The organism is Thermaerobacter sp. FW80 (assembly GCF_004634385.1).
GTDB lineage: Bacteria > Bacillota > Sulfobacillia > Thermaerobacterales > Thermaerobacteraceae > Thermaerobacter > Thermaerobacter composti.
Genome location: NZ_CP037895.1, coordinates 1 through 25673, shown reverse-complemented (window position 1 = coordinate 25673; position 25673 = coordinate 1). Strand labels below are relative to the sequence as shown.

Annotated in this window: 20 protein-coding genes and 4 pseudogenes; 11 read left to right on the top strand and 13 right to left on the bottom strand. The window is 67.8% G+C overall.

Annotation, left to right across the window (positions count from 1 at the left end):
* Positions 1 to 176 precede the first annotated feature (176 nt).
* Positions 177 to 1649: an IS1182 family transposase gene (locus tag E1B22_RS00110; RefSeq protein ID WP_135224081.1), complete on the top strand. Its 1473-nt coding sequence runs from the start codon at positions 177 to 179 to the stop codon at positions 1647 to 1649.
* Positions 1650 to 1775: 126 nt separating this feature from the next.
* Positions 1776 to 2024, top strand: a pseudogene (locus E1B22_RS00105) (ATP-binding protein); the annotation flags it as partial.
* A 1150-nt stretch (positions 2025 to 3174) separates the two neighbouring features.
* Here the strand turns inward: E1B22_RS00105 and E1B22_RS00100 are convergent.
* Positions 3175 to 4026: a hypothetical protein gene (locus tag E1B22_RS00100; protein ID WP_135224080.1), complete on the bottom strand. Its 852-nt coding sequence runs from the start codon at positions 4024 to 4026 to the stop codon at positions 3175 to 3177.
* The gene (locus E1B22_RS00095) at positions 4023 to 4703 is read right to left on the bottom strand and encodes an ABC transporter ATP-binding protein (protein WP_256369290.1); all 681 of its coding nucleotides are present in this window, start codon (positions 4701 to 4703) and stop codon (positions 4023 to 4025) included. Before E1B22_RS00095 ends, E1B22_RS00100 begins: the two co-directional genes overlap by 4 nt.
* A gap of 1824 nt (positions 4704 to 6527) precedes the next feature.
* On the opposite strand from E1B22_RS00095, the pseudogene E1B22_RS12990 reads away from it, so the two are divergent.
* The 3 genes and pseudogenes from E1B22_RS12990 to E1B22_RS00085 form a co-directional block, all read left to right on the top strand.
* Positions 6528 to 6989, top strand: a pseudogene (locus E1B22_RS12990) (transposase); the annotation flags it as partial.
* 85 nt (positions 6990 to 7074) lie between these two features.
* The gene (locus tag E1B22_RS12985; RefSeq protein ID WP_243123897.1) at positions 7075 to 7389 is read left to right on the top strand and encodes a hypothetical protein; all 315 of its coding nucleotides are present in this window, start codon (positions 7075 to 7077) and stop codon (positions 7387 to 7389) included.
* Positions 7390 to 7496: 107 nt separating this feature from the next.
* Positions 7497 to 8327 carry a transposase gene (locus E1B22_RS00085; RefSeq protein ID WP_243123476.1) on the top strand — a complete coding sequence of 277 codons (831 nt, stop codon included), beginning with the start codon at positions 7497 to 7499 and terminating at the stop codon, positions 8325 to 8327.
* 83 nt (positions 8328 to 8410) lie between these two features.
* Here E1B22_RS00085 and E1B22_RS00080 read toward each other — a convergent pair whose 3' ends face one another.
* From E1B22_RS00080 to fadH, 4 genes are all read right to left on the bottom strand, one after another.
* Complete coding sequence (locus tag E1B22_RS00080) at positions 8411 to 8617, bottom strand: hypothetical protein (protein ID WP_135224079.1); 207 nt, start codon at positions 8615 to 8617, stop codon at positions 8411 to 8413.
* 32 nt (positions 8618 to 8649) lie between these two features.
* Entirely contained in the window at positions 8650 to 11343 is a 2694-nt protein-coding gene (locus E1B22_RS00075) for a LutB/LldF family L-lactate oxidation iron-sulfur protein (protein WP_135224078.1), read from the bottom strand.
* A 427-nt stretch (positions 11344 to 11770) separates the two neighbouring features.
* Positions 11771 to 12523, bottom strand: a complete 753-nt coding sequence (locus E1B22_RS00070) for a (Fe-S)-binding protein (RefSeq protein WP_135224077.1) — start codon at positions 12521 to 12523, stop codon at positions 11771 to 11773.
* Positions 12524 to 12526: 3 nt separating this feature from the next.
* Entirely contained in the window at positions 12527 to 13321 is a 795-nt protein-coding gene (gene fadH / locus E1B22_RS00065) for a 2,4-dienoyl-CoA reductase (RefSeq protein WP_207669882.1), read from the bottom strand.
* Positions 13322 to 13521: 200 nt separating this feature from the next.
* Here fadH and E1B22_RS00060 point away from each other — a divergent pair, with 200 nt between their 5' ends.
* Positions 13522 to 13770, top strand: a complete 249-nt coding sequence (locus tag E1B22_RS00060; RefSeq protein ID WP_135224075.1) for a hypothetical protein — start codon at positions 13522 to 13524, stop codon at positions 13768 to 13770.
* Between the two features lie 165 nt (positions 13771 to 13935).
* On the opposite strand, the gene E1B22_RS00055 is transcribed toward E1B22_RS00060, so the two are convergent.
* Positions 13936 to 15336: an NUDIX hydrolase gene (locus tag E1B22_RS00055; protein ID WP_135224074.1), complete on the bottom strand. Its 1401-nt coding sequence runs from the start codon at positions 15334 to 15336 to the stop codon at positions 13936 to 13938.
* Positions 15337 to 15541: 205 nt separating this feature from the next.
* A complete protein-coding gene (gene serS, locus E1B22_RS00050; protein WP_135224073.1) occupies positions 15542 to 16822 on the bottom strand; it encodes a serine--tRNA ligase in 1281 nt (426 codons plus the stop codon).
* A 527-nt stretch (positions 16823 to 17349) separates the two neighbouring features.
* Here serS and E1B22_RS00045 point away from each other — a divergent pair.
* From E1B22_RS00045 to E1B22_RS00030, 4 genes and pseudogenes are all read left to right on the top strand, one after another.
* Positions 17350 to 17865: a DUF1572 family protein gene (locus tag E1B22_RS00045; RefSeq protein WP_135224072.1), complete on the top strand. Its 516-nt coding sequence runs from the start codon at positions 17350 to 17352 to the stop codon at positions 17863 to 17865.
* A 189-nt stretch (positions 17866 to 18054) separates the two neighbouring features.
* Positions 18055 to 18669 carry a hypothetical protein gene (locus E1B22_RS00040; RefSeq protein WP_243123474.1) on the top strand — a complete coding sequence of 205 codons (615 nt, stop codon included), beginning with the start codon at positions 18055 to 18057 and terminating at the stop codon, positions 18667 to 18669.
* Positions 18627 to 19190, top strand: a pseudogene (locus E1B22_RS14000) (RNA polymerase sigma factor); the annotation flags it as partial. The gene E1B22_RS00040 and the pseudogene E1B22_RS14000, both read left to right, overlap by 43 nt.
* A gap of 122 nt (positions 19191 to 19312) precedes the next feature.
* Positions 19313 to 19621: a sigma factor-like helix-turn-helix DNA-binding protein gene (locus E1B22_RS00030; RefSeq protein ID WP_243123484.1), complete on the top strand. Its 309-nt coding sequence runs from the start codon at positions 19313 to 19315 to the stop codon at positions 19619 to 19621.
* 2017 nt (positions 19622 to 21638) lie between these two features.
* Here the strand turns inward: E1B22_RS00030 and E1B22_RS12980 are convergent.
* The 5 genes and pseudogenes from E1B22_RS12980 to E1B22_RS00015 form a co-directional block, all read right to left on the bottom strand.
* Positions 21639 to 21806: an SdpI family protein gene (locus tag E1B22_RS12980; protein WP_243123893.1), complete on the bottom strand. Its 168-nt coding sequence runs from the start codon at positions 21804 to 21806 to the stop codon at positions 21639 to 21641.
* A gap of 80 nt (positions 21807 to 21886) precedes the next feature.
* Positions 21887 to 22111 (bottom strand): DUF1648 domain-containing protein, encoded by a 225-nt coding sequence (locus tag E1B22_RS13995; RefSeq protein ID WP_371413501.1) that lies wholly within the window; start codon positions 22109 to 22111, stop codon positions 21887 to 21889.
* Between the two features lie 265 nt (positions 22112 to 22376).
* A pseudogene (locus E1B22_RS12975) lies at positions 22377 to 22571 on the bottom strand (metalloregulator ArsR/SmtB family transcription factor); the annotation flags it as partial.
* Positions 22572 to 22691: 120 nt separating this feature from the next.
* Positions 22692 to 22994: a PadR family transcriptional regulator gene (locus tag E1B22_RS12970; RefSeq protein WP_243123892.1), complete on the bottom strand. Its 303-nt coding sequence runs from the start codon at positions 22992 to 22994 to the stop codon at positions 22692 to 22694.
* A 307-nt stretch (positions 22995 to 23301) separates the two neighbouring features.
* Positions 23302 to 23928: a hypothetical protein gene (locus tag E1B22_RS00015; protein WP_243123482.1), complete on the bottom strand. Its 627-nt coding sequence runs from the start codon at positions 23926 to 23928 to the stop codon at positions 23302 to 23304.
* Positions 23929 to 24819: 891 nt separating this feature from the next.
* Between E1B22_RS00015 and E1B22_RS12965 the strand changes: the two genes are divergently transcribed.
* Positions 24820 to 25191 carry a thermonuclease family protein gene (locus E1B22_RS12965; RefSeq protein ID WP_243123480.1) on the top strand — a complete coding sequence of 124 codons (372 nt, stop codon included), beginning with the start codon at positions 24820 to 24822 and terminating at the stop codon, positions 25189 to 25191.
* Positions 25192 to 25673: the final 482 nt, after the last annotated feature.

Here is a 25673-nt window from a genome sequence, read left to right as displayed (position 1 = left end):
ATCCCATCCAATCGTTGGCAACCCCCTTCGGCCCCATGGGTTGAGCTTTCCGCCGGTTTTTCAGAACTCTCGTCAAGAGGGCTCTGAAAAACTCCTTTGCTTTTTCGGCAAGGACTGGCAGGACGCAAAGCGAAAAACCCCTATGGAGACGATACCGAAACCGGGGCCGGTGCACCATGTTGGGACGGTTGGATCAGCAGCGGAACTTCTTCGATGAGATCCTCTTCAACCACATGCTGCCGGCGGACCATCCCCTCCTGGACATCGACCGGGCTGTCGATTTCTCGTTCGTGGAGGAAGAGACGGCCGATCTGTACAGCGCCGATCAAGGCCGGCCTTCGTATCCGCCGGAGCAGCTGGTGCGCATCCTCTTCCTGGCGGTGTGGGCCAACCTGTCGGACGTGCAGGTCTGCCAGCAGCTGCGCTACAACGTCCTCTATCGCTACTTCTGCCGCCTTGGCTGGGAGGACGCGATTCCCGACGACACGACGCTGGTGCGGTTTCGGCAGCGGTTGGGGGAGGCGCGGTGGCAGCGGCTGCTGCACCGGCTGGTGGAGCAGGCACGAGCGAAGGGGTGCCTGAAAGGCCGCTGGCTGGTGATGGACTCCAGCCCGGTGGTGGCCCATGCGGCCGCCCGCACACGGGTGCAGCTTTTGCGGGAGGGGCGGCAGCGGCTGCTGCAAGCCGTCCGGCAGGCGGCGCCGCCGGTGGCGAAGGAACTGGAGGCGCTGGCCGAGCCGGTGCCGGACGCGACCTATGAAGATCAGGATCAGCTGCTGCAGGCGGAACAGGAACGGACGGAAGCCTTGCTGGCGGCGATCACGTCGCGGCAAGCCGCGAAGGCACCGGCGGTGCGACGCGTACGGAAGCAAGTGGAGCGGGTGCTGAAGGACGAACGGGTGGCGAGCTACGCGGACCCGGAGGCGCGTTGGGGACACCAGCGCCGGGAGAAGCCTTTTTTCGGCTACAAGATGCATCTGGCGACGGATGAGACCGGCTTTGTGCTGGCGGCGACGGTGACGGCGGGGAACGCGAGCGACCTCGAAGGGGCGCCGGCGCTGGTGGAACAAGCGCGCGTCCAGGGGCTCCGGCCACGGCGGCTGGTGGCGGACAAGGCGTATGACGCCACGAGGTTGAGGGAGGATCTCGTTCGGCAAGGCATCCGTCCGTACATCCCCCAGCGGACGCAAAGGCAAAGGCTGCCCAAGCAAGGGTTCACGTACGACAAGCGCCGCCGGCAGTGGATCTGTCCCGAGGGCCACCGCTCCATCGGCCAGAGCCCGCACCAGCGCGGGGGGTGGCTGGTGTACTTTTCCGAGCGAGCCTGCCGCGGCTGCCCCCGGGCGGGGCGTTGCCTGAGCCGGAGCCAGACGCGGAAGGTGCTGTACTGGCATCCGGGTACGGAAGCGAACCGGCCGCGGGGGCTGAAACGGGCCTTGCGGGTGCGAACGGTCATTGAGCGCACCTTTGGGGAGGCCAAGCAGTGGCACGGCCTCGGGCGAAGCCGTTACCGGGGACGGGAACGGACGGCGATTCAGGTGCTGCTCACCTGCCTGGTGCTCAACGCCAAGAAGATGGCTCGGCGATTGCAAGACGCACGTGGTAGTGGACATGGGAAGAGGCGGGCCATGGAGTGGGCGGCCGCTTGAACGGGTCCGTAGCAAGCCGGGCCACCTTGCAGCGCCGATCACCCGTAGTGCCACGTATCCCATCCAATCGTTGGCAACCCCCTTCGGCCCCATGGGTTGAGCTTTCCGCCGGTTTTTCAGAACTCTCGCCTGATCTCGGCCCGTTATGAACGGGGCAGCATCATCTTGACCAGTAACAAGGGCTTTGCCGAGTGGGGCGAAGTGTTGGGTGATTCGGTGATCGCCACCGCCATCCTCGACCGGTTGCTTCACCACAGCCACGTCATCAACATCCGGGGCGAGAGCTACCGGCTTCGGGAGAAGAAGCAGGCAGGACTGTTCGGCGGGACCCCACCCCGAAGGGAGGTGATGCCACAGGACGGCTCTGCGGAGTAAGTGACCCAAAGGGGTGGGTCAGTTTCCAACCGGCGCCAAGTGGGTCACTTCTAGGTCGGCGTTGACAGCATTCAACAAAATGTGCATTTGATGAAACAACTATTTAGCCGCTGAGGGGCCCTTCCTTCCGGGCCGATCCATTCCCCCCTACCCGTGGAAGGCAGTCCGCATGCCGGATCGGTCCCCCGGCGCTCGGCCGGCCCCCCGCCCGGCTGGGCCGTGACTCTGGGCACAAGCGACACGGGGGGGCCTTGAGGAGGTAGAACCAGGCGGTCGGAACAGGCGACTGTGCTGAATCTCACATTAACCCTAGGGTTACAGGTCGCATTTTCGGAGTCGACTGTAACCCAGGCCTACACTGCTTCCAATCCACACAACGCTAAGCAAGATCAGGCCGATCCAGTCCGCCTGTGTCAGCCCGTCCATGCTGGCATTGAGACGGGCACCGACTAGTGGCCGCCCATACCTCACGATAGCGGGCAGTCGGGTACCAAGGACCGTCAACGTGTACGCCGCGAAAAGGGTCACGACAGTGGGAATGCCTGGCCGATCCCAGTAGACGGACAGACATGCCCGTACACCCGTAACCCACCAAACCGCGGCCAGGACATTCGCCCCTATCCATGCACCCAGGGCAAGCCCCGCGTGGCTCTCCAATCCAGCGTTACTGATCCCTGCCGGTACCGAGGGAGAAGTCGCAGAGACAACAATGCCGGCGACGACCCACCTTATCAGAAATACCGCACCCACGAACAGCGCACCCACCAGGAAATGTGCCAACAACCTTCCGAACCAGAAGACACAACGATTACCCGTTCGCACCAAGGCCATCCGCATCCATGCTCTCGCTAACGCTGAAAAAGGCTCCCCAGCACCAACGAGAAAACTTGCTGGCATCATCAGCCACCCGATCACCACAATCATTGGCGCATTCTGACCAGGTCCGGCCAACGAGAGTGCCGCAAGCCGCCAAGGTATTTCGATGACGTCCATACCCAAAGCTGACAGGTCACTGTAAATGCCGGCCACGGCTACAACAACATTCACGGCAAGCACGCCAAGCCACGTCCGTCTCCGGCTAAGCACAAGGCACTCCACCCAAACTGCACGCCAGAAAGACGCACTCAACACCGCCCACCTTGCCCTTCCTTCAGAAGTCCTGTCGCACAACACGCACATACCCGAGGACAGCCGCCAGTAACCACAAGCCCATGAAGAACAGCAACGACGTACCAATCGTGAAAAATCCTGGCACCCTATTACTAATCTCCGCATGGGCACCCAACGCCAAATGCAGTGTTGGTGCCCACACCGCAGCCCACGGCCACGCCAGCCACACCCCATACGACGTCCCAGCCATAACAACGCCGCAGATCCACGCAATCACAGGCTGCCGTGCCCAGAACGCAATAACCGCCACAACTGTACCAAGACTTATCAACCCCACGCTCATTAATCCCAACATTTCCAGCATTATCAATCCTGGTGGTATGTCTAACTGGTCTACCGCAAGACCCCCAGGATACGTCCACTCTGACACATGTACGAGAGTACTCCACGACACTTCCACTGTTGCTGCGACAGCACTGGTAATAAGGACTATAATGACTAAGATGCTGAGATACATCAACACGGCAAGCGCTATACCACCAAGCTTGCCCACCCACCATACCAACCGATACTTATATCGACTCCAGCTTAGATAGCCCCAGCCATGCCAGTCTCGTGTAATCGCGTCAGCAACTAGCGCAAAAAAGCCCACCGGCAATAGAACCATGGCCTTGAATGGATCATTGAAGACCGCAAGCATCAGATCCCACTGGTTCGCCTCTCCAATCCCCCATTTGCTGTTAACAAAGTCGAACACAACCAGCACGCTTACGACCAATGCACCGGCCGGCATCAACCGCCAGCGCTTATCGGACGCTAGCACCACACTATTGTGGTCAATTGCACGCCACACGGTACGCCCCGCAGCTAAAGCCCACTCCAGCGACCTCACTTCAGACCCCCATCCGCTAGCCGGCCATCCACTAGTCTTAGAGTCCGCGATGCGATTGCCGCCACCTCATGCAGTTCGTGCGAAGTCAAGAGAATTGCCACACCGTACTCGCGCCTTTGGCGAAGCATCTCTAAGAACTCCTCTGTAAATTCTGGATCAAGCCCGTTCGTTGGTTCATCCAACAACAAGATCTTTGGCTCTTCCATAATGGCCTGGGCGATGCCGAGACGTTGCCGCATGCCCATTGAATAAGCCCTGACCGGCCGGCGGTCGCGCGGATCTAGCCCCACTGCGCGCATGGCGGCTTCAATGGCCGCCTCGCCCACCCGTCCGCGTAATGTCGCCAGTAAGCGTAAGTTGTCCCTTCCCGACAAGTACGGTAAGAACCCCGGCGCCTCTATCATGAGTCCAACTTCCGGAAGCGGCCCAAGCAGACCCGCCTTAATCACCTGGCCACCTGTGACCACTTCGCCCTCATCAGCGTATGCCAAGCCGCTAACGATCCGCAACAACAACGATTTGCCTGACCCATTAGGCCCGATAATAGCAACAATCTCCCCATACGACACCTCAAGGTTTACACCTTTTAAGATCGGTCGTCCCTCAATTGCCTTATGTACCTCAGTGAGCCGAATAGCTACGCCTTGTCCCCCATTCTTAGTCAATGATATCCCCACCCTTTGTATGCAAGAACCCGAAATACGTACCGGCTATCGTGATGGCAATTACAGCGCACCACAGCATAGGGATAGCCCAGTCCGGCAATCGCGGTTCGCCAATTTGGACAAACGGCCCTGACAATACCAAAGGCGAATAGTGCCAGCCCCCAATGAATGGCTGTCCCAAAATAAAACTCAACGCCATACAAATAAGCCACGGTGCTGCGAGTACTAGATAAATGTTTTCCGTCCAAATTGATAGGAGTAGCGAAAGGTTTGCCCACGCGAGGGGTGGCAGCACTAGGATTAGGACCAGGATTGTAAGGTATACTATAGGATTGGTGAAGAATAGATCATGAAGGTAAGTCGGAAACGGTTCGACAACAGCATAAGTGGCCCTTGGATCATAAATCGTGAGCTGCCCGTCGACTTCACGCCAGGGTGGTAGTTGACTTGGCAACCATGCGAAGGCCACAGCAAGCGACACGCACAATGCTGACAATACAATGATAGCCGTATACAGGTTTACGGCCAACAATTTCCCCGTAATGTAGCGCCTGCGACCCACACGCGATACCATAAGTCGTATCATGCCGGTACGCCGGTCCCAGGCAAGGGTATCACCCAGAATGAGTGGGCCGATTAGAGCCACGACACCCGGCCACAGAGACACGGGGCCGCCTCCAATGGCCACAAGAAAGGCGACGTATGCACTTAGCGTATCCATCGGGCTGAAGTAGCGTCCGCTTTGGTGGTCTAGATAGCCCGCCAGAAGGGACACGACTATTAGAGCTACAGCGAGTGCAGTTTGCCAGCGTTTTAGTACACGAATCCATTCCGACCGGAGTAGCAACTGGCGTACCCCCAAAGTCTTCGGTTGTGAAAGCGAGACGGAGTAGCACAACGGTGGCGACACAAAGGGTCGCCACCCTTGTGCCTGTCTACGGCGCTAACTATGCGTCACGGATGCCACCGACCAGTGACTGAAACATTCACCGGGACCCACCACTCGGTGGTGAATCCCAACCGGATCGATTGACCTGCAGACACGTTACTAACGAAGACGTTGTCCCGTCCGGGATACAGTGGCTGGTCTCCAGTAATGGCCTGTCCGGCATAGTTAGCAACATAGGCCCACACGTCACCAGCATAGCCTCCACCAACGCTATCAGTATGGTTTATCTGTTGGCCCCCCGAAGCAGGCCGGGCTGCGTTGTATGTGTCGCCAGCGAGTTTAGGTACCACAACGCTATAATACACGTCGTTACCGTGGGCAAGGGCCGTAGCGCCTAAAAGAGCTACAAGGAGCGCTGCGAGTGCGATGATGCCCCAGCTCGTCGCTGCGTTACGCACTCGCAACCCCTCCCTATACATGGTCGAGTCCCTCAGGCGAGTGGTAGCATGTTTCATTCGGACGTAAACCGCCGCTTTGCCTTGTTTCGGTAGGTACCCACTGCCTTGCGTAGCTATCCAGGGGAGATTTGTTATGTGCCTTCCCCGTTCGTAGCTATGTCCAATGCCTCGTGATTGCACCGCAGTTCATTCGTCACGCGTCTCCCCCGGTTTGCGTACCACCCCCCTGCGGTGTCCTGGAACGCTCCAGCATGTTTTGGCCGCGGCCATGGTCAAAAGCGGCTTAATACCCTTACGGGCTTGGGCCAATTCCCGCAGTTCTGGAGCGGACACGCGCCCCCTCACGTGGGTTTGACCGGGGAAGGCAAATGGGCCTAACCCCCAGGACTCAGGGGAGTTCTCCGCGTGTACGACTTGCTTTCGTCGTACGCCGGTAAGGTCCTGCTGGCCAACCCCCTGGAGCTGAAGCGCTTGGGAGCAGGCCGGCACATGGATCGCGGGGATGCCGAACGGCTGGCCAAGATGCTGGCCCTGGGGATGGTGCCGGCCGTGTGGGTGCCACCGCGGGAGGTCCGCGACGTCCGGTGCCTTTTGCAATACCGGGACCGGTTGGTCCGGAACCGGCGGCGGTACCTGACCCAGGCCAAGTCCGTGTTCCAGCGACACGGGCTCCCCGTTCCCCGGAAGGTGGACCCCCGGCAGTGGCTGGATCGGGACGAGGTAAACCGGCTGCCGCAGGCGGAACGCGTCATCCTCCTCAGCGCCCTTCGACAGTTGGAGACCGTGGAGATCGAAATTCAGGCCATTGAAGCGGAGATCGCGCGACAGGTGGCCGACCAGCCGGCCGTTCAGCTCTTGCTGACGATCACGGGGGTGGGGCTCCTCACCGCGGCCACCATCTGGGCGTACCTGGGGGATCCTCTCCGCTTCCGAACGGCGAAGCAAGTGACGCGGTACGCTGGCCTGAACGCGTCCGTCCACCAGTCCGGCGAGCAGGACCACCGGGGACGGAATCAGCCGGAATGGATGCAAGCTTTTGCGCACCGCCCTCGTCGAGGCCGCTCTCGCGGTGGCGCGTCACGATCAGGGCCCCTTGGGGGCGTTCTTCCACCGGAAGCAGCGGCAAATCGGGCATCACAAGGCCGTCGTGGCCTTGGCCCGCAAGCTCCTCATCGTCGCCTGGCGCATGCTCCTTACGGGCCAGCCCTACCGGGCGGCCAAGCCGTTGCTCGTGCAGCGGAAGCAACGCCGCCTGCTGAATGTAGCGCAGGCTGCTGTTGATTGGGATGCGGTGACCAAGGCCCTTTGGCCTGAGGACATCAAGACCCACCGTCGGCGAAAAGTCGCTTGATCGCTGGGGGCTTGACTTCGAACACAGGTGACCACCGTGACAACCTAATTGTTGACCACCCCGGCATCGGATTCAGAGGTTACGGCCCCGGGCGCCGTGGGGATGAGTTGCCGGAGGAACTGCGCTCCCGCCAGAGCCGGCTGGAGCGGCTGAAGGCATGCAAGCGGCGGCTGGAGGACGAGGCGGCCCGGGAAGCGGCCCGGCAGCAGGCCCGCATCGAGGAGCGGAAGGCGCAGGAGCAGGCGACCGGCAAGAAGCGGCGGGGGCGCAAGCCGAAGGCGCCGGATGCCTCGGTGGATCCGGCGGCGAAGGCGAACGTCACGGACCCGGACAGCCGGATCATGAAGACCCGGCAGGGCTTTGGGCAAGGGTACAACGCCCAGGCGGTGGTCACGGAGGACCAACTCATCGTGGCCGCGGCGGTGACGCAGGACGCCAACGACGTGGGCCAACTGCACCCGATGCTCCAGCAGGCGCAAGCCAACCTGCGGGCTGCGGGCGTCAACAAGCCCATCCGCGCCGTGGTGGCCGACGCGGGGTACTGGAGCGAGGCGAACGTGAAGCAGGCGCCGGCCGAGGGGCCGGAGCTGTTCCTGGCGACGAGCAAGGAGTGGAAGCATCGTCAGGCGGTGAAGGATGCACCCCCTCCGCGAGGCCGGATCCCCAAGGGGCTGAGCCTGCGGGAGCGGATGGAACGCAAGCTGCGGACCCGGCGAGGGCAGGCGATCTACGCCAAGCGCAGCCAGACCGTGGAGCCGGTGTTCGGGCAGATCAAGACCGTGCGAGGCGCCGACCGGTTCCTCCGTCGGGGTCTGGCGGCGTGTGACAGCGAGTGGAAGCTGCTCTGCCTGACCCACAACTTGCTGAAGCTCTGGCGGAGGGTCAGGGAGCGATCCGCCACCTTGCCCTTTGGATGTACGGAGGCGGGCTTGGCGTAGAAGGGTCACGATCGGGCCGCCGGCCTACACAGTCCTGACCGTCAGCCCATGTGACATGAGCGAATCGACCCGGTACGTTCCCACTAGGCCCGATCTCTCAGGGTCGGTGCAACAGGCTCTTGTGGCACCGTGATCAGAAATCCCGCCAGTCCGGCCACCACACCGGAAGCATCAGACTGGCTCAGGTACCACAGCGTTGCCACCAGGTAGACGCTGTCGCCAGCATTGGTGATCAAGCGGCCCAAAAACAATAGCAAGAAGGCCTTATTCGTCAACAACTCCCGGTACAACTTTCGTCATCCTTACCGTCATGCACAAGAGATCATTGCGTTCCGTAGATCACGGCGTGGACGTGTCGCGGCCCGTGGACCCCCACCACCGGGTGCAGCTCGATGTCCGACGACTTGCTGGGACCTGTGATGAAGGTGACGTTCTGGGGGGCGGTGGTGGGGTCGGCGACTCCGTATCGATCGATAAGGCCGGCGATGGCCTCGGCCAGAGTGGGCACCATGACGGCCGCGGGCACCAGGATCAGCAGGTGTTCAGGGAGCAGGCTCACCGCCCGGCCCCGGCCCGGACCGTGCACCACCGCCACGGTGCCGCTGGCGGCGACGGCGAAGTGGGCCACCACGATGCCCAGATTCGCCGTGGCCGCCGCCTCACGCAGGCTCAACGGAGCATGCCGCGGCCGGTCTTCCCGCCAACGGGCGATCTGGCAGCCGGCTTCTTCCAGGGCGTGAAGCACGCCTTCCAGGACCGGCCCGGCGCCCTCCGGCAGGTCCGGGGCGGCGGGGTCCCAGGCCACCACCCGGCGCAGGCTGCGGGACCGGACGAATGCGGCACAGGCGGCCGCGCAGGCCGCCGCAACGGCTTCGGGCGTTCCGCCGTGGACGCGGGTCCAAGTGCCGTGGACAGCCTCCAACTCCCGGCCAAAGCGCTCGGGCCAGCCGGAGGGGTCGGGGCCCGGGTGGTCCGCCCGCGGCAAGCCGGCGGTGGGACCGGACGCCACCACGGGGAAGGGGGTGGAGGCAGGTGCAGCGGGCGCCAGGCACCGAGCCATCGCCCGGCCCGGGGTCCGGGGCTCGGACCCGGCCTCGGATCCCTTCCCGGATCCGTTCTCAGGCCGGGACCCGTCGTCGAACCGGGCTCCGGAGCGGGGGTGCGACGGCGCCTCGGCCGTACCTTGGGACCGGGTCGTCGGCGCGGGCTGCGGCTGGATCGCAGCTGCGTCCCTGGCCGGTGGGCCGGCTTCGGCGGAGGCGGGCGTGAGGGATGGACCGCGGTTGCCCCCGGGCTCGGCGTCCTGGGACCCTGCGGGGCCGGGATCCACCTCCCGGGCTAGGGCGGCCCAGCGAGCATGGAAGGGCCGGGAGGCGACGGCCGGGAAGTCGCGGGAGGCCGTCCAGGCACCCAGGGGGCCCGGCTCGCCGCGGAGGACGGCCCCGACCATTAGCCCGGCCGCCGGTTCGTCCCTGGTGTGGGATTCCGCATCGAGCCACGGCACCTGCACCCACGCGGCCAACCGGGCCGCCAGCCGGTACCGCCGCGGGTCAGAAAAGACCCACCGCCACAGGCGGAAGGCCCATCGCTCCGCGTGGTCGTGGAGGCCCTTCGTGCCCGCCGCTGTGGCGTCGTCGTTGCCGGTGGGCGCCTGACCGGACCGCCCCCGGTTCACCACCTCTTCCCGCAGGTCGACCAGAAGATCGTGCAGGGGGATCATCACCGGGCAGGCCTCGTGGCAGGCGCCGCAGAGGCTGGAGGCATAGGGCAGGTCGTCCCAGCCGTCCAGGCCGCCCAGCAGCGGCGTGATCACCGCCCCGATCGGCCCGCTGTAGACGCCCCCGTAGGGATGGCCCCCGATCTGCCGGTACACGGGGCAGGCGTTCAGGCAGGCGCCGCAGCGGATGCAGTGCAGGGCCTCCTGGAAGCGGGTGCCCAGCAGGTTCGACCGCCCGTTGTCGACGATGACCAGGTGGAACTCCTCGGGTCCGTCGGCCTCGCCGGGACGCCGCGGCCCGCCCACGAAGGTGGTGTAGACGGTGATCTTCTGGCCGGTGGCGCTGCGGGCCAGGACCTCCAGGAGCACGGCCAGGTCGGCCCAGGTGGGCACGACCCGCTCCATGCCCATGACGGCGATGTGGATCCGGGGCAGGGAGGTGACCATGCGGCCGTTGCCCTCGTTGGTCACCAGCACAACGGTGCCCGACTCCGCCACCAGGAAGTTGACCCCGGAGATGCCGACGTCGGCGCGGAGGAACTTCTGGCGCAGCTGCTGGCGGGCGAAGGCGGCCAGGGCGACGGCGTCGTCGGGGAGGGGGCGGCCCGCCTCGCGGCTGAAGATCTCCCGGATCTGCTGCTGGGACAGGTGCACGGCCGGCGCCACGATGTGGGAGGGCCGGTGACCGGCCAGCTGGATGATGTACTCCCCCAGGTCGGTCTCCACCACCTCGATGCCCGCCGCCTCCAGGTGGGGGTTCAGATGGATCTCTTCCGTCACCATCGATTTCGACTTGACGACCCGGCGGGCGCCGGCCCGGTGGATGATACCCAGGATCGCCTCTACCGCCTCACCCGCCGTCGCCGCCCGGTGGACGTGGCCGCCCCGGGCCTGGACCGCGGCGATGGCCTGGTCCAGGTACCGGTCGAGCTGGGCGATGGTGCGGGCGCGGATGGTCCGGGCCCGCTCCCGCCACTTGAGGGGATCGCCCAACTGGGCCAGCGCCTGCTCGCGGCCGTAGTGCTGGCGGTAGGTGGCGCGGGGGACGGCGACGCGGAGGAAGTCGTCCCGCAGGGCCGCGGCGGCTCGCTGGTGGAAGGGCTCGGCGGGGGGACGGTGGGAGAGGCTGGCGGGTTGCGTGGTGCTGCTCAGGGCGGGGCCATGGCTGGGGCCGTGGGCGGGGCTTGGGGTGGCGCCGGCCGGGCCGCCGGAACTGCCGGGCGTGTTTCCGAGGCTGCCAGCCATGCTGCGAGTCGGCGCCGTTCCCGCCTGATGGTGATCGAATGGTGCGCTGTGCATGGCCGGTTCCTCCCCTCGGTGCGTCACTGTTGCGTTGCGGTACGCCGGTCAAGGGTGAACCTGGCGGACGAACCCGGCGGGCACGGGCCAGGGCCGGGGCCAGCGAACCCGCGGCCGTGGGGCCGTTGCGGGGACCCTGGGTGGGGACCCTGGGGCTGCACCGAGGAAGCCCCCGACCGCCTGGCGTCGCCCCAGGTTGCTCCGGCCCGGCCGCCGGGCCCCACGATAGCCGGCGTCCGTCACCACCGGCTGTTTCCGTGGCAGTGACGCCGCGACAGTCACACCGCGGTGCTCACCCTGCCGAACCACGATGGTATACGGGCTACCGCCCAACGGTCCCGTGGCGGCGGCAGGCCCTCCACCTGCAGCCGGCATCGCCGGGCAGGGGCGATACCGGGCCCGGGCCCCCGGGCCACGCTGGCTTCCCCTACGCCGTCCACCGGGCCGGCCTCGTCACCTCGTCCAGGAGCTGGGCCAGGTGCAGCACCCGCACCGGCCGGCCGAGGCGCCGCAGCCGCCCGCCGATGTGCATGAGGCACCCCACGTCGCAGCCCACCAGCAGTTGCGCCCTTGTCTCCTCGATGGCCTGGACCTTGGCGTCAACCATGGCCGTCGAGAGCTCCGCCATCTTCACGGCGAAGGTGCCGCCGAAGCCGCAGCACTCGCCGGGGTGGGGCAGGTCCACCAGCTCAAGCCCCTCCACCGCCCGCAGGAGCGCCAGGGGTTCCTCCACGAGGCCCAGCCCGCGGGCCATGTGGCAGGACCGGTGGAAGGTGGCGACGGCGGGGTAACGAGCGCCGAGGTCCGTCCGGCCCAGGACGTGGACGATGAACTCCGACAGCTCATAGACCCGCTCGGCGAAGGCCGCGGCCCGGGTGGCCCACTCCGAATCGCCGGCAAACAGGCGCGGGTAGTGGTGGCGGATCATTGCGGCGCAGGAACCCGACGGAGTGACCACCGGCACGTCCGGTGCCTCCCGCTCGAAGACCTCGATCAGGTTGCGGGCCACGTCCCGGGCCTCGGCGGTGTAGCCCGTATTGTAGGCCGGTTGGCCGCAGCAGGTCTGCCCGGCGGGGAAGGTGACCTCGACGCCCAGCCGGCGCAGCAGCCGGACGGTGCTCTCGCCCACCTCGGGGAAGAACAGGTCGCACAAGCAGGTGATGAACAGGGCGGCGCGCACGGTTCATCGCCTCTGGCCCTTGAACACGCCCCGCCCCAGCCACTGCCCGCCGTCGATGGTCAGCACCTCGCCGGTGATGAACCCGGCGTAGTCGGACACCAGGTAGGCTGCGGCATGGGCGATCTCTTCGGGCCGGCCCATGCGGCCCAGGGGGATGGAGCGCAGCACCGCCTGGCGGGCCTCTTCCGTGGGCCAGAGCTGGGGTGCGGCACCCGTGCCGTCGACGGGCCCGGGGGCGATGCAGTTGACCCGGATCCCCTTGGGCGCCCACTCCACGGCCAGGGTGCGGGTCATGGCCAGAACCCCGGCCTTGGCCGCCGCCGAGTGGACCGTGCCGGGCCCGCCCGTCCAGGCGTAGGTGGCGATGATGTTCAAGATGTTGCCGCCCCGGCCCTGGGCGATCCAGTGCCGGGCGACGGCCCGGGTGCAGTAGAAGGTCCCGTGCAGCACGATGTTGACGACGGCGTTCCAGCCGTTGACGGAGAGCTCCTCGGCAGGGCACACGAAGTTGCCGGCGGCGTTGTTGACCAGGATGTCGATCCGGCCAAAGCGGTCCAGGGCGGCCTGGACCATCCGGTCGACCTGCTCCGGGTCGCGGACGTCGGTGGGGACGGTCAGGGCCTCGCCGCCCCGCTCGGCGATCTCGGCAGCGGCCTTCTCCAGGTTCTCGGGCTTGCGGCTGGCGAGCACCACCCGCGCCCCCAGACGGGTGAACTCCAGGGCCATGGCCTTGCCGAGGCCGGTTCCTCCCCCGGTGATGATGGCGACGCGGTCCTGTAGCGTGCCTGGCGGCAGCACGCCGGTTCCCCTCCCCTGACGCAGGTTCTTAACAGACATTCCCTTTCGGGAGGCCGGATGCCTGCTGGGCGCCGGGCCGCAAGATCCCGTCGCCCACGGGCGTAGTAGAGAGTAAGGGGCCCTTACGGGGGAGGCACCTCATCCGCCTGGGCCTCGACCTGGGTCCGGCTCGGGACGGTGCGACCCTCCGGACGGTCAGCGTGCAGGGGCTCGTTCTACCGGCAGGGGCTGGCGCGGGTGGGAAGGGCGGCGAGGCGGCCGGTGAGAGCCTGGATGGCGGCTTCGCAGCGAACGCCATCGGCGGGACGTACGATGGCCAGAACCGGCTGGTGGAAGTATGGCTCGACTTTCCCCGTCCGCTCCCCCGGGGTGGAGAGGTGGTTGTGCGGCTGACGAACCCGACAACGGTGGTGGAGGGTCCCTGGACCGTTTCCATTCCCCTGCGCTAGTCCCCCGCGCGAGCCGGGTGAGCGGGCGGCGCGGCTGCGGCGCCCCGGCCGCAGCGCCCGGGCTGGCCCCCTTGCCGGTGCCGGCTGACTTGTCTGTCGATTCGGCCGCCGGAGACGATGGCGCGGCCCCATAGATCTGGGAAGGATACCTATATGGACAGGAGCCTATGGGAAGAACAAGGCCCGGGCCTGTCGTACGGCCGCCTGCATCCGCTCCCGGTCCCCCGCCGAGTACACCGACGCGAACTGCTCGGGGGTCAGAAAGAGCCGCAGCCAGTGATCCGGTGACGGTACGAAGGGCAGGACCTGTTCCACCATGGCCGCCATCAGCACGATATAGGTCGGCTCGGAGTAGTAGTTCGAGCGAAGAGCGCCCAGGTACTCCACCTTGCTCAGGGTCACCCTGGCTTCCTCCAGGGCTTCCCGCCGGGCCGTTTCCTCCAGGCTGCGGTCGCCCCGCTGAACGTGGCCGCCGGGGATGTCAAAGCCCCGGGATTGCAGGGTGACCGCGACCTTTCCCTCCCGGGTGAAAGCGATGACCCCCACGCTGGTGACCTGCTCGAAGGGGGGTATGAACTCTTTCGGCAGGGGAGTCAGGGTGACCCGGTGGCGGCTGGCCGGCAGCAGGTCGGTGCGCCGCCGGTCCTGCGCCGAACGGGCCCGGTCACCGGCGTTCCCGGCACCGGTCGGGTGGGGCGCGTTCCCCAAGGCGTCTTCCTTATCGTGGGTCTTATCGTGATCGTGGGTCTTATCGTGGGTCACGCCACGTATCACGGGTGCATGGGCTGGACGGTCAGGGCGACGTACGAGGAGGATACCCTGTTGCCCGTCGGCGATGACCCGCACGGTCCGGCCCACCAGCGCCTGGGCCGGAAGCCAGGCGACGGACATGTAGCCGAAGCGGTCCCTGGGGACCCCCGGGGGAGGCAGCCGGTCATGCCGCGGGGCGAGATGGAAGCCGTCCTCCGCATCGAGCACCACGACCGGCCGGCCCTGACGCAACAGGGCAGCCAGTCGCCCGTTCTCCCACAGGGGCCGGCGCCCGGTGAGCAGGATCGCGGCGGGATGGCCGCTCCGATGGGGGTCCCGCCCGCCGGTGGCCGGTTCGTCCGGGTGGCCATGCCAATCATCGACGCAGGCCACGACACCCTCGCAGTCGAAGGCACCCCACACGAACCGCGTCTCGCTCCACTTCGCATACCATGCCGCTCCCCGGGGCCACCGTTCTTCCAGGGTCCAGGGGGCCGGGCGCGGCGTGGCCCGCTCGGTGCAGCGCCTGACGGTCAACTGGTGGTTGTCGAACTCCAGCTCGGCCAGAACGGACCGGGACCCCAGGGACGGGTACCTCGTCCGGTACCAGCTCCGGAGATCCCCGACCAGCTTGTCCAGGTCCAGCAGGTTCTCGATGTACGAAGCATTGCGGTCCCAGCGCGTGGTCTCCCGGTAGCGCACGGCACCGTCCGAGACCTCCAGATAGTAAACCTCGCGGCCCCAGTGGACCTCGAGGGCGATGGTCTCGGCGGTCACCGCGGCGACCAGGGTTGTCCTGCCCGTGGAGTGGTCCATGGATTGGCGTGCTCCTCTCCCGCCGCGGCGGGTCACCGGTCCGGACCCACCGGCAGCCCACCGGCGCCTGCGGATGCCTTCCGTTCGGGGTGGCGGGTGCCGGGCGGGGCGCTGGGCGTCTCTGCAAGAGATTCCCTGCCGCGGCGCCGCCGCCTGCCGCCCTCCCCCGGGACTGCCCTCGGCTGCCGTTGCGCTGCCGTGACACTTACGCAATCCGGGGGGCCAGCGCCTCCAAGCCGCCCATGTAGGGCCGGAGTGCCTCCGGGATGCGGACGCTGCCGTCTTCCCGCTGGTGGATCTCCAGGAGCGGGATCAGGATCCGGGGCGACGCGACGGCGGTATTGTTCAGGGTGTAGGCGTACCGGACCCGCCCGTTCCTGTCCCGGTAGCGGATGCGAGCGCGGCGCGCCTGGAAGTCGTGGAAGCTGGAACACGAATGGGTTTCTCCGTACCGGCCGCGGCTGGGCATCCAGGTCTCGATGTCGTGTTTCAAGACCTGTCCCTGTCCCATCTCGCCCGTACAGACTTGCACGACCCGGTAGGGTAGTTCGAGGGCCTGCAGGATGTCCTCGGCATTTTTCAGGAGTTCCTCGTGGTAGCGGCGGGAGGCGTCGGGATCGGCCTCGCAGATGATCACCTGCTCCACCTTGAAGAACTGGTGGACCCGGTAAAGGCCGTGGACGTCGCGGCCCGCGCTGCCGACCTCGCGTCGAAAGCACGGGGAGAGTGCGCAGTAGCGCCGGGGCAATTCGTTCTCCTCGAGGGTCTCATCCATGTGGTAAGCCACCAGCGGGACTTCGGCGGTGCCGACCAGGTTCAGCTCGTCCCGCTCGAGCCGGTACACCTCCTCGCGTCCCAGCGGGAAGTACCCCGTGGCCGTCATGGCCTCGTCCCGGACCAGCACCGGTGGTGCCAGCAACGTATAGCCCCGCCGAAGCAACAGGTCGACGGCGAATCGGAGGACGGCCCATTCGAGGAGGGCCCCCTCGTTCTTCAGGAAATAGGCGCGGGAACCCGCCATTTTCACCGCCCGCTCCGTCTCGATGATCCCCAGCAGCTGCCCGAGTTCCATGTGGTCGCGTGGCGGGAAGGGAAACGAGGGCGGCTGGCCCCACCGGCGGACCTCGACGTTGTCTTCGTCGGATGAACCTACCGGGGACGAGGGCGCAGGCGGGTTTGGCAGGCACAGCAGGAGGTGCTGGAGCCGGTTCTGGACGTCCCGCAGCTCGGGTTCCAGCTGTGCCAACCGCTCCTTGAGCACGGTCGCGCGGGTGAGGGCCGCGTGACGCTCCTCCGGGGGCAGGCTACCGATCCTCTTGGATAGGGCATTGCGCTCCGCCCGCAGGCGCTCGACGACGGCGAGGAGCTCGCGCCGGCGCCGGTCCAGGGTGACCGCCAGGTCTACCGTTTCAGGGTCGAAGCCCTTGAGTCGGGCCGCTTCGCGGATGCGCTCGGGATCCTTGCGAAGCAGTTCCGGATCGATCACGATCGTCTCCCCCTTCGGCACTGCAAAAAAGAGACTCCCGCCCTTCCGGGCGGGAGTCGTCCCGCGGTGCCACCGGACTTGACGCCGTGACGGCGCCCCCTCGTGCCGCGTATCGGGCGGCAGCCGGCCGCCTTCCCACCAGGCATGTGCACGCGACGGCGCGCGAACTGCATCCGTGGCTCGGCGGCGGGCTCCCGGGCGGATTCCCCAGGCGCGGCCTACCGGCTTCCACCGTCCCGGCTCGCTGGGAGGCGCGCTTCCCGGGTACTCTTCCCGTTCATCGCCTTCGGAAATCGGAGATGGCCAGACCCCGTTGTCTGTCACGACGTTAACAAGGATCCAGCGAGCGGGTCAACGGACCGAGGGCTCTAACAATAGGAACCAAGAAGAAGGGGGGCCGGGAGGCGCAGGAACCGCCCGGCACGATGTGCAACGAACTCTATACGCGCGCCCTCGTTCGGAGCCCGGCGCCACGCCGCCGGCCGGCAGGCGAGGTGCGTGATCCCCAGCCCAGGGAGGGAAGGCCCGTGCATGACCTGGTGGACGGCCCGGGGGTGGCGGAGGTCTACCTCGAGGCCGTCAAGAGCCGGTTCCGCTACATCAAGGACCTCGCGGAGCGGGCGCTGGCGCAGGTGGACGACGACGCCCTCGCCTGGTCCCCCGGCGGGGAGTCCAACAGCATCACGGTGCTCATCAAGCACTTGAGCGGCAACATGGTCTCCCGGTGGACCGACTTTTTGACCTCGGACGGCGAGAAGCCCGATCGCGACCGGGATGCCGAGTTCGTCGAGGAGCGGCTGCCCCGGCAGGAGCTGATGGAGCGCTGGGAGAGGGGGTGGCGGGCGCTCTTTGCGACGCTGGATGCCCTGAGGCCGGACGACCTGCTGCGGACCGTGTTCATCCGCGGCGAGCCGCACACGGTGATCGACGCCATCGAGCGCCAGCTGTTCCACACCTCCTATCACGTGGGCCAGATCGTCTACCTGGCCAAGGCCAGGGCTGGCGAGCGGTGGCAGAGTCTCACCATACCTCGAAGGCGATGATCGGAAGCGACTGTCCCTGCCCGTTCTTTCGGCCAGGGCCATTGCCTGACCCGTGCCCCCGGACCCCCGCACGGCTGCCCCGGTAAGCGGAGGGAGATGACTGCAGACTAGGCTACAGGGAATGGATTCACGCCGCACCGTGACCGTACGTGTGCCGTGTCTCGGGCGGCCCGTCGGGGGGGAGAGGGGGTGGTTCTCCTGCTGCTCGCCGGTCTTGCCGGGGTGTTGGGGGTGGTTGGGATCCGGCGATCGCTGGTCGACCGGGTGCAGGGCCATGGCCTGACCCGTCACCTGCTACGATTTCCGTGGTTCCACCGGGATACGGGCGCTGGCGGGTTCTTGCTGGCATCGAACCTGTTGCTGTTCGGCGCGGCGCTGGCGTTGCTGTCGGGCGTGGTTCGGCTACGGATTCCGTATTGGCACCGGCTCGTCATGGTCGGTGCGGTCGTTACCAGTGTGTACCTTTGGCTATGCACAGCCGCCGCCTGCGGGGTGAGGGGCCGCGACAGCGTTCGGGTGGCACTCCTGGGCAGCAGCCCGTATTTGTTTCTGGCGGCCGCCTTTTCCTACCGGCTCGCGGATCTCAAGCCGGCGTACCCGGGAGACGACCTTGTCATGGCTACCGTGGGCCTGATCAACTGCGGTGCTGGTGACCGCCGTCGCTTTAGCCACCTGCCTCCTGATCGTGGGTTTTTCGGGGCGCGCACTCGGCTGGCCTTACGGGTGGCAGGCGCACGGCCGGTCCCGCCCCGCCCCGTCCCATGCCACCGACCGGATCCTTCCCTCGCAAGAAGACTCCGGTGACCACCGTAGTAACGGGTGAAGGGTACTCTGCGAGGAGGCGACGGGCCATCTCCCATCGGCCGGCGGGGGGCTCGACCCCACCACCATTCCGCATTCGATCCAAGGCACCGCAAAGCGTCATGGCGTCATCTGAAGGCGTCACGGAGTCACCGGAAGGCGTCACGCACGCGCAGGACCCCACCGCATGTCCGGACGGTGCCGGCCCAACCCCGGTGGCCCCGACCCCTGCGGCCACCGTCCCGGCGGGCCTGACCGACGACTTTCCACCGGACCTGGTCGACCGGATTCGCCGGGGAGACCCGGACGCCGTGGCGGAGATGGTGCGGCGTCTTGGGGAATCCGTGCTGTACCTGGCCCGGCTCATCCTCGGGCCCGCGGGCACCGACGCCGACGCCGAAGAAGTCGCGGCGGACGCCCTGGTGGCCGCCTGGCAGCGGGCGGCCGAGTTCGACCCGGCGCGCGGCCGGTTCAGGACCTGGGTCTTCATGCTACTCAAGTACGCGGCCCTGGACCGGCGCAGGCAGCTCAAACGCGAGCTGCGCCGTCGCAGCGGGTGGCTGCACAGGGCCGGGGCCGGCCCGGGAAGGCGTCCCGGTCCGCGTCGCACGCTGGCGGCCCGGCTTGGTCCAGCCTTGACGAAGGCTTGCCTTCGGGCGGCCACGCCCTGGTCTCACCGGCGGACCCCGCCGAGCTGGTGGCGGCGCGGGACGAGGCGGTGCGGCTGCGCATGGCCCTGGAGTCCCTGTCCCCGGCGGAACGGGACCTGCTGATCCGCCGGTACTGGATGGAAGAACCCATCGAACGGATGGCGCGGGAGGCAGGCATCTCGCGGAACGCCATGGACAGCCGGCTCTGGCGAGCGCGCCAGGCCCTACGGAAGGCGCTGGTCGAACGGGCGCCAGCGGCCGGCAGGCGGCCGGCATCCGCCGATAGGAAAGGAGATCCCACATGACGCGGCAGCGAATGGACGCAGCGGGGACCGGCACGGGGGAAGAGGGGGGCGGCACGTACACGGAGCCATCCCGGTGTGAAGCTGCTGCGCCTGGCGCGGGACCGGCGAGGACCCGACTCCACGGGCGATGGAGAGTCGGTGCGCGTGACTCCCCGCTGGACCGCTGAGGAAGCCGCGTTCCTGCAAGAGCTGGGCATTCCCCCTAGCCGCCTGGAAGCGGTAGGGGATCTGCTCCTCGAACGCGTGGCGGCCTCCGCGCCTGCGGCGCCGGCAGGGAGCCTGGAGCGGCTGCAGGAGCGTGTCGCCGCCCGGGTGGCCATGGGCGCGGAGTCCAAGGACGGCCTGGCCAAACAGGGCGCCGGCTCACGTCGGTCCTTCCGGGACCGGCCTGTGGCTCAGGGTGCTCTCGCCAGCTCCCGCCATGGCTCGTGGCCGCAGCGGTCCTGGCCGCGGCGGGCCTGCTGGTCTGGACGAACCCGGCCGTGGTCCAGGCCGCGTTGGAGCACATTGCCCGGTGGCTGCCGGGGGCCGGGTTCGTCCGCGAGGAAGGGGCCAAGGTCCGGGCGCTGCGGGAGCCTGTCACGGTGCCGCTGGCTTGGCTCGGCCCCGGCCCGGACCGCCTGACCGTCGAGTCGGGTGGCGCTACCGGAGCTGACCGAGGTCCGGATCCGGATGGGTGGCGACGGCGCCAGCGGAACCCGGGGCGGCACCAACCGGGAGGGGGAGGGGAGCGGGACGGGAGCGATGAGCTCATGCACGGATGGGCCCTGCAGCTGCCCGATGGAACGGTCCTCACGCCAAGGTGGTGTCGTGGGGGCCGGACGACCCCTGTACCTGTGTTCCCTCCCCTCCCGACGGGGATCGCAGAGGTGACGCTGGCCCACGAGCCGGACCTGCGGCTTCCCCTGGTCCTCGTGGATGGGCTCGTGCCGGCAGGGCGGCCATGGATCCGGATGCCTGGTCCAGCGCCCGGGCGGGGCTGCAGCTCGGCGTTCCCCACCTGGTCGGGGGACGGGACGAGGTGGTCCTCCATCTAAGGTGGGCCACGGCCGGTTCCGGCGCATCGCGGCCGGACGGTGCCGGCGCCGTCCCGGACGCGAGCCAGGGGCCGGGTGAAGCCGGCGACTCCGGGCAAACAGCCTCCTGGCACTTGGTCGGGGTGGAGGACCTGCGCCTTGCGGGCCCGCTGGTACCCGGCTGGAGCTTGCCGACGTGCAGGTGCCCCACGGCTGGGTTGACGCCCCCACCTTCCAGCTGGTGGCACGCTTCCGCGGGTCCTTCCGTCCTGGGTCCGATCGCTGCACCTGTCGGCCTCCCGCATCCGCGTGCTCGAGCCGGGGCTGGGGTGATGCGGATCCCCTGGACAACTGGCGCCCGGCAGCACCCGCGTGTCGACCGGCGCGTCGGGTGGGCCGTGGACCGTTGCGGTCAAGGAAGTAGCTCGGCCCGACCGGGCCGGATCGTGTTGAACCTGGACCTGGGGCCGGCGCAGGACGGGAGGGTGCTCGAGCGCGTATCCGTCACAGCGAGCGTCATCCCTGAAGGTGTGGCGGAAGTCTCCCCCGGAGCGGAGGCGGGCTGGATACCGGACGGCGTGGCCACCGAACACGACCCCACACCGGCCAGTTGGACCGAGTGCACTTGACCTATCCAGTCCTTCTTCCCCGGGACGGGGTCCTCGTGGTCCGTTTCGCCACCCCGCAGTCAGTGGTGGACGGCCCGTGGTCGGTGGAGATCCCTTGCGGTGACGGCCCTGCCGGGCCGAGGCACCCCGCCACTGGGACGAACCGGCGGCGGGGTGCCAGGCTGGGCGAGGGAAGAGGGGCCCGGGCAGATCCGGCGCCAGGATCGGGTACGGGTCGATCGACCCGCACCCGTTTCCCATCCTTGCGGTCCTCGCGCGTTCCGGGCCGGCCACCCGGCTTGCCCGTTCAGCCCATGTCGGCGCCGTTCAACCGCCAGAGCAGATACGAGTAGACCGTCGTTCCCATGGTGACCCCGATGACGCTGGCCAGGATCACCGGCACCGTCCAGCTGGGCGGCAGGAAGGCGGTCGTCGCGATGGCCAGCCCCGCGAGGATGAACAGCCAGCCCCGGCACGATGGGTCTTGCGCCACACCGCCTCACTGGACAGCGTCCACGGCGTGCGGATGCCGAAGAAGAAGTTGGGGCGCACTTGACCCATGACGTTGCCCATGATGATCAGCATCAGGCCGACGCCAAGACCGATGACCCGGTCGACGGCGACGGGGATGCCGAGGCCGGTCATGAGGACCACCGCGTGGACGCCCAGCAAGAACAGGACGGTGATCTGCCGGACCAGCCGGTAGGCGCCTGCGAACCGGGGTAGTTGGCGCGGCGCGGGTCGATGGACGGAAGAACCTTCAGCAGAAGGTACGTGCCCGCCGCCGTCGCCCAGCCGAACCACGCTGCGAAGGCCCTGGGAGCCCATCCGTCTGGCTGCCCGGCTGCGTTCCAGTGGATCACCATCTGATCCGGGAGGCGCGGGTAGACCCCGGCGGTCGCCAGGGCCGCCAGGGCGAGGAGCAGCCATTCCAGAACGTCGCGACCGCGGTCGTCCCGGTCCGGCCCCTGGCCGTCTTGCGGCGGAGCCGCATGCCCACCGCGCGAGGACATCGCGGGGCCGCCGGCTTCCGGGCCGGACCCGGAGCCGTGCGAGGTCACGCGGGCCCGCCAGGTCCATCAGCCATGCGATCACCTCCTGGAAGACCGTGGTGTTGAGGGAGTACGCCACGTGCTGCCCTCGCCGCTCGTCCAGCACCAGCCCCGCATGCTTAAGGAGGCTCAGGTGGTGCGAGATGCTGGCCTGGGTGACCGGGAAGTGCGCGGCGATCTCCCCTGCCGTCAGGTCGCGGTCGCGGAGCAGCCGCAGGATGGCCCGGCGGGTGGGGTCGGCCAGGGCTTTGAAGACCAGCTGGGGCTCACCCACGCTGTGCCTCCTTGAGGCTGTTTTTAGAAGTTTGTCTAAATATTAAACTACGTATCGTGAACCCATCAAGGGGTGCATCCCTTGGTCGCGGGTTCGCGGGGGTCTGGCCCGGTGAGGCGGTCAAGAGGAGGTCCCTTCGGGGGGGCGGCCCGGTGGTGACGGGCGGGGCGCGGTCAGGGGCCCGGACCCCCACGGAGGGGGATGGCGGGATCGGGGGCGGAATCGCCGCGTCCGCAGGCCGGGTTGGCTGCGCGGGCGGCGGGCTGGCCCGTCACCACCCCGTCCACGCCCCGTGCGAACCGTTGCCACTCGTCCCCACCGATGAAGGGCCTGATGGCCCTGGGGCAGGATGCGATAGTACTTCCGCGGTGGCCCTTGCGGTGAGGGCTCGAAGTATCCTTGGACGAACCCGGCCCGCTCCAGGCGGGCGAGAACGGGGTAGATGCTCCCTCGCTGACGAGGTGCAGCCCGCGCCGGCCGAGTTCTTCCACCATCTCGTAGCCGTAGCGGGGTCGCTCGGCGATCAGGGCCAGGAGCAGCATGTCCAGGACGCCTTTGAGCAGCTGGCTGCCGCGGGTTTCATCGCGACCACGGTCGCGCAAGGCTCGGACACCTCCTCCGGCAACGGTCTGGGCCTCGTTCGTGCGCCAGGACCCGGTGGCCGGCCCCGGCGGCCGGTGCATGACCCGGGCGACCATGGTGGCCTGATCCGGGTGCTGGCGTCGTCCGCCTACGGGAGGGAGGCCGGTGCCCGCGGCCGGGTGGGGTCGCGGAGGATCGCAAGCCCGTTGATCACGAGGCAACCCACCATGACGAGCACCGCCTGCCACCGGGGGATCTCGAGGAGGACCCACTCGGGTACCCAGGGCATGGCCGGGCTCAGGACCAGCATGCCGACGAAGGTGACGGCGGCACCCCACCCACAGGCGGCCGTAGCGCTCCCTGGCGCTGTTGGCCAGCCAGCGCGCACCCAGCCGGGGCGAGAACAGGATCCAGACGCCCGTTGCCATCCACAGCACCTGGACGAGGTGAGCCGCCTCCACCGCGACGACCGGCTGGACCCAGACGGCCGGTAGCAGCGTGATGAAGACCGCCGCCGCGACGATCTGCGCCGCCAGCACAGCGCCTGCCATCGGGGCTGGTGCCGGCCCGGGCGCCACCACTCCTCGGCGAACCGGGCGACGTCGCCGCCGATCACGGCCTCGACGGATTTGCCGGCCGCCACGGCTTGCTCGAGGTGGGCCCGCAGCTCGGCGGCCATCTGATCGATCTGCGCCCGGGGAAGGCCGGCGGCGACCCAGTACACGATGCACGAGTCGACGGCCTCGGTGACGGGGTTCTTGGGTCCCTGCGCCATCGTCCAATCCTCCTGGCCATGGCGTATCTTGTACCGCAAGGTACTGCGTCGAGCATAACAGAGGCTATCATGTTTTGCAATATAGTCGCGGCCGCGAGGCGACGCAGGGCTGGGGCGCGGGGCGGCGCAGGGGTGGGGTGGGTTGCGAGGCCGCTCACGGGTGGGTCGCGAGGCGGCTCAGGGGCCGAAGTGGCCGCCGGTCCGCCGGCCGCACGCGTGAATGGGCGCGGCCCACGCCCCTTGACGCCGGTGGCGTCAGCTGCGGACAACTAACGGTGGTAGGCCGCGGTGGCGATGGTGGGATGCCGGTGGCCGACGCCTGTGGGGACTGCGACCTGTGCAACGAATGGTGGCGGTGACGATGGTGGGATGCTCGACCTTGCACCGAGGTCAGCGGGGGCTGGGCCAGGCCGACGACCCGTGGGCGATGGGCCCCGGGAGGAGCGGTCGAGCGATGCGTGATCTGGCGGTGTGCAAGCTGGGAAGGTGCGGCGTGCCGGCGCGGGCCCGTGCCAAAGCCGCGGCCTGCTGGTCGCGTTGGTCCTCGCCGTCGCCCTCGGAGCGGCTGGGTGCGGCACCGAGACGGAGCCGGCCACACCGGCGGGTCCCGGCTCGTCGGGGGTGGCGCCGTCCGGCGCGATGCGGCCGCGAACGATGGGACCGGGGCCACGGAGCCAGCCGCGGGTGCCGCCGGCGAAAGCGCCGAAGGGTCCACGGGCACCGGTGCGAAAAGGGATTCGTCGCCGTCCTCGGGGCGGCTGCAGCCCGCCGCGGAGCGTCAGCGTCCGGGACTCACCCGCGCCCGGGTGGTGGACGTGATCGACGGCGACACCCTCGAGGTCGAGCCCCTGGGCGGTGCGCCGCTGCCCTCGACGCGGGTGCGGCTGATCGGTGTCAACACCCGAGGTCCACGGCGAGGTCGAACCCTACGGTCCGCATGCGGCCCGCTTCACCCGGCGGCATCTCGCGGGCCGGGTGGTGTGGCTCGAGAAGGACGTGTCGGAGACGGACCGCTACGGCCGCGCCCTGCGCTACGTTTGGCTGGTCGAACCGCCTGAGCGGCCGACGCCGGCCCATGTGCGGGAGGGGATGTTCAACGCTATCTTGCTCCTGGAGGGCTCCGCCCAGGTGGTCACCTACCCGCCGGACGTGCGATACGCGGACCTGTTCGTCCGGTTTCCAGCGCGAGGCCCGGGAGGCGGAGCGCGGCCTGTGGGGCCTGCGGGCTGCGTCCGGCGGAAGGTATGGTGCCGGCGCGGCTGACGGCGGCTCGTCGCAGCCGGGATCCGGCGCGATCCGGACGGCGGGAGCGCGGGATCCCGCCCCCGTCGGCCGACGCGGAGGGTGCGATCCCGCCTATCCCGATGTGTGCATCCCATCGCCGCCGCCGGATCTCGATTGCGGGGACATCCCCTACCGCGACTTCCGGGTGCTGCCGCCCGATCCGCACCGGCTCGACGGCTGGGACCGGGATGGCGTCGGATGCGAGCGGTGATCGCCGTCGCGACCGCTGGGGGACCGGTGTCCGATCACGGCGGGCATCCGAACGCGGGGCCGGTCCCATGAAGGTTGCGACCGGGGGTGGAGACGGCCCACGCCAGGGCCACACACACCCCCAAGAGGTCGAGGGCCCATATCGGACGACCAGCGTGATCATGCAGTCGCATCCGTCGTGCCGCCACACCCCCAAGAGGTCGAGGGCCCACATCGGTCTGCGGGCCTGGGTCCGGTCGATGCGATACCCC

What these genes read in the sequence shown, in the direction of transcription:
- E1B22_RS00110 (WP_135224081.1), top strand. Translation starts at nt 177, where the DNA reads ATGTTGGGACGGTTGGATCAGCAGCGGAACTTCTTCGATGAGATCCTC.
- E1B22_RS00075 (WP_135224078.1), bottom strand. Translation starts at nt 11,343, where the DNA reads ATGCACAGCGCACCATTCGATCACCATCAGGCGGGAACGGCGCCGACT.
- E1B22_RS00055 (WP_135224074.1), bottom strand. Translation starts at nt 15,336, where the DNA reads ATGGACCACTCCACGGGCAGGACAACCCTGGTCGCCGCGGTGACCGCC.
- E1B22_RS12980 (WP_243123893.1), bottom strand. Translation starts at nt 21,806, where the DNA reads ATGGGTCAAGTGCGCCCCAACTTCTTCTTCGGCATCCGCACGCCGTGG.
- E1B22_RS13995 (WP_371413501.1), bottom strand. Translation starts at nt 22,111, where the DNA reads ATGGTGATCCACTGGAACGCAGCCGGGCAGCCAGACGGATGGGCTCCC.
- E1B22_RS00015 (WP_243123482.1), bottom strand. Translation starts at nt 23,928, where the DNA reads ATGGCGCAGGGACCCAAGAACCCCGTCACCGAGGCCGTCGACTCGTGC.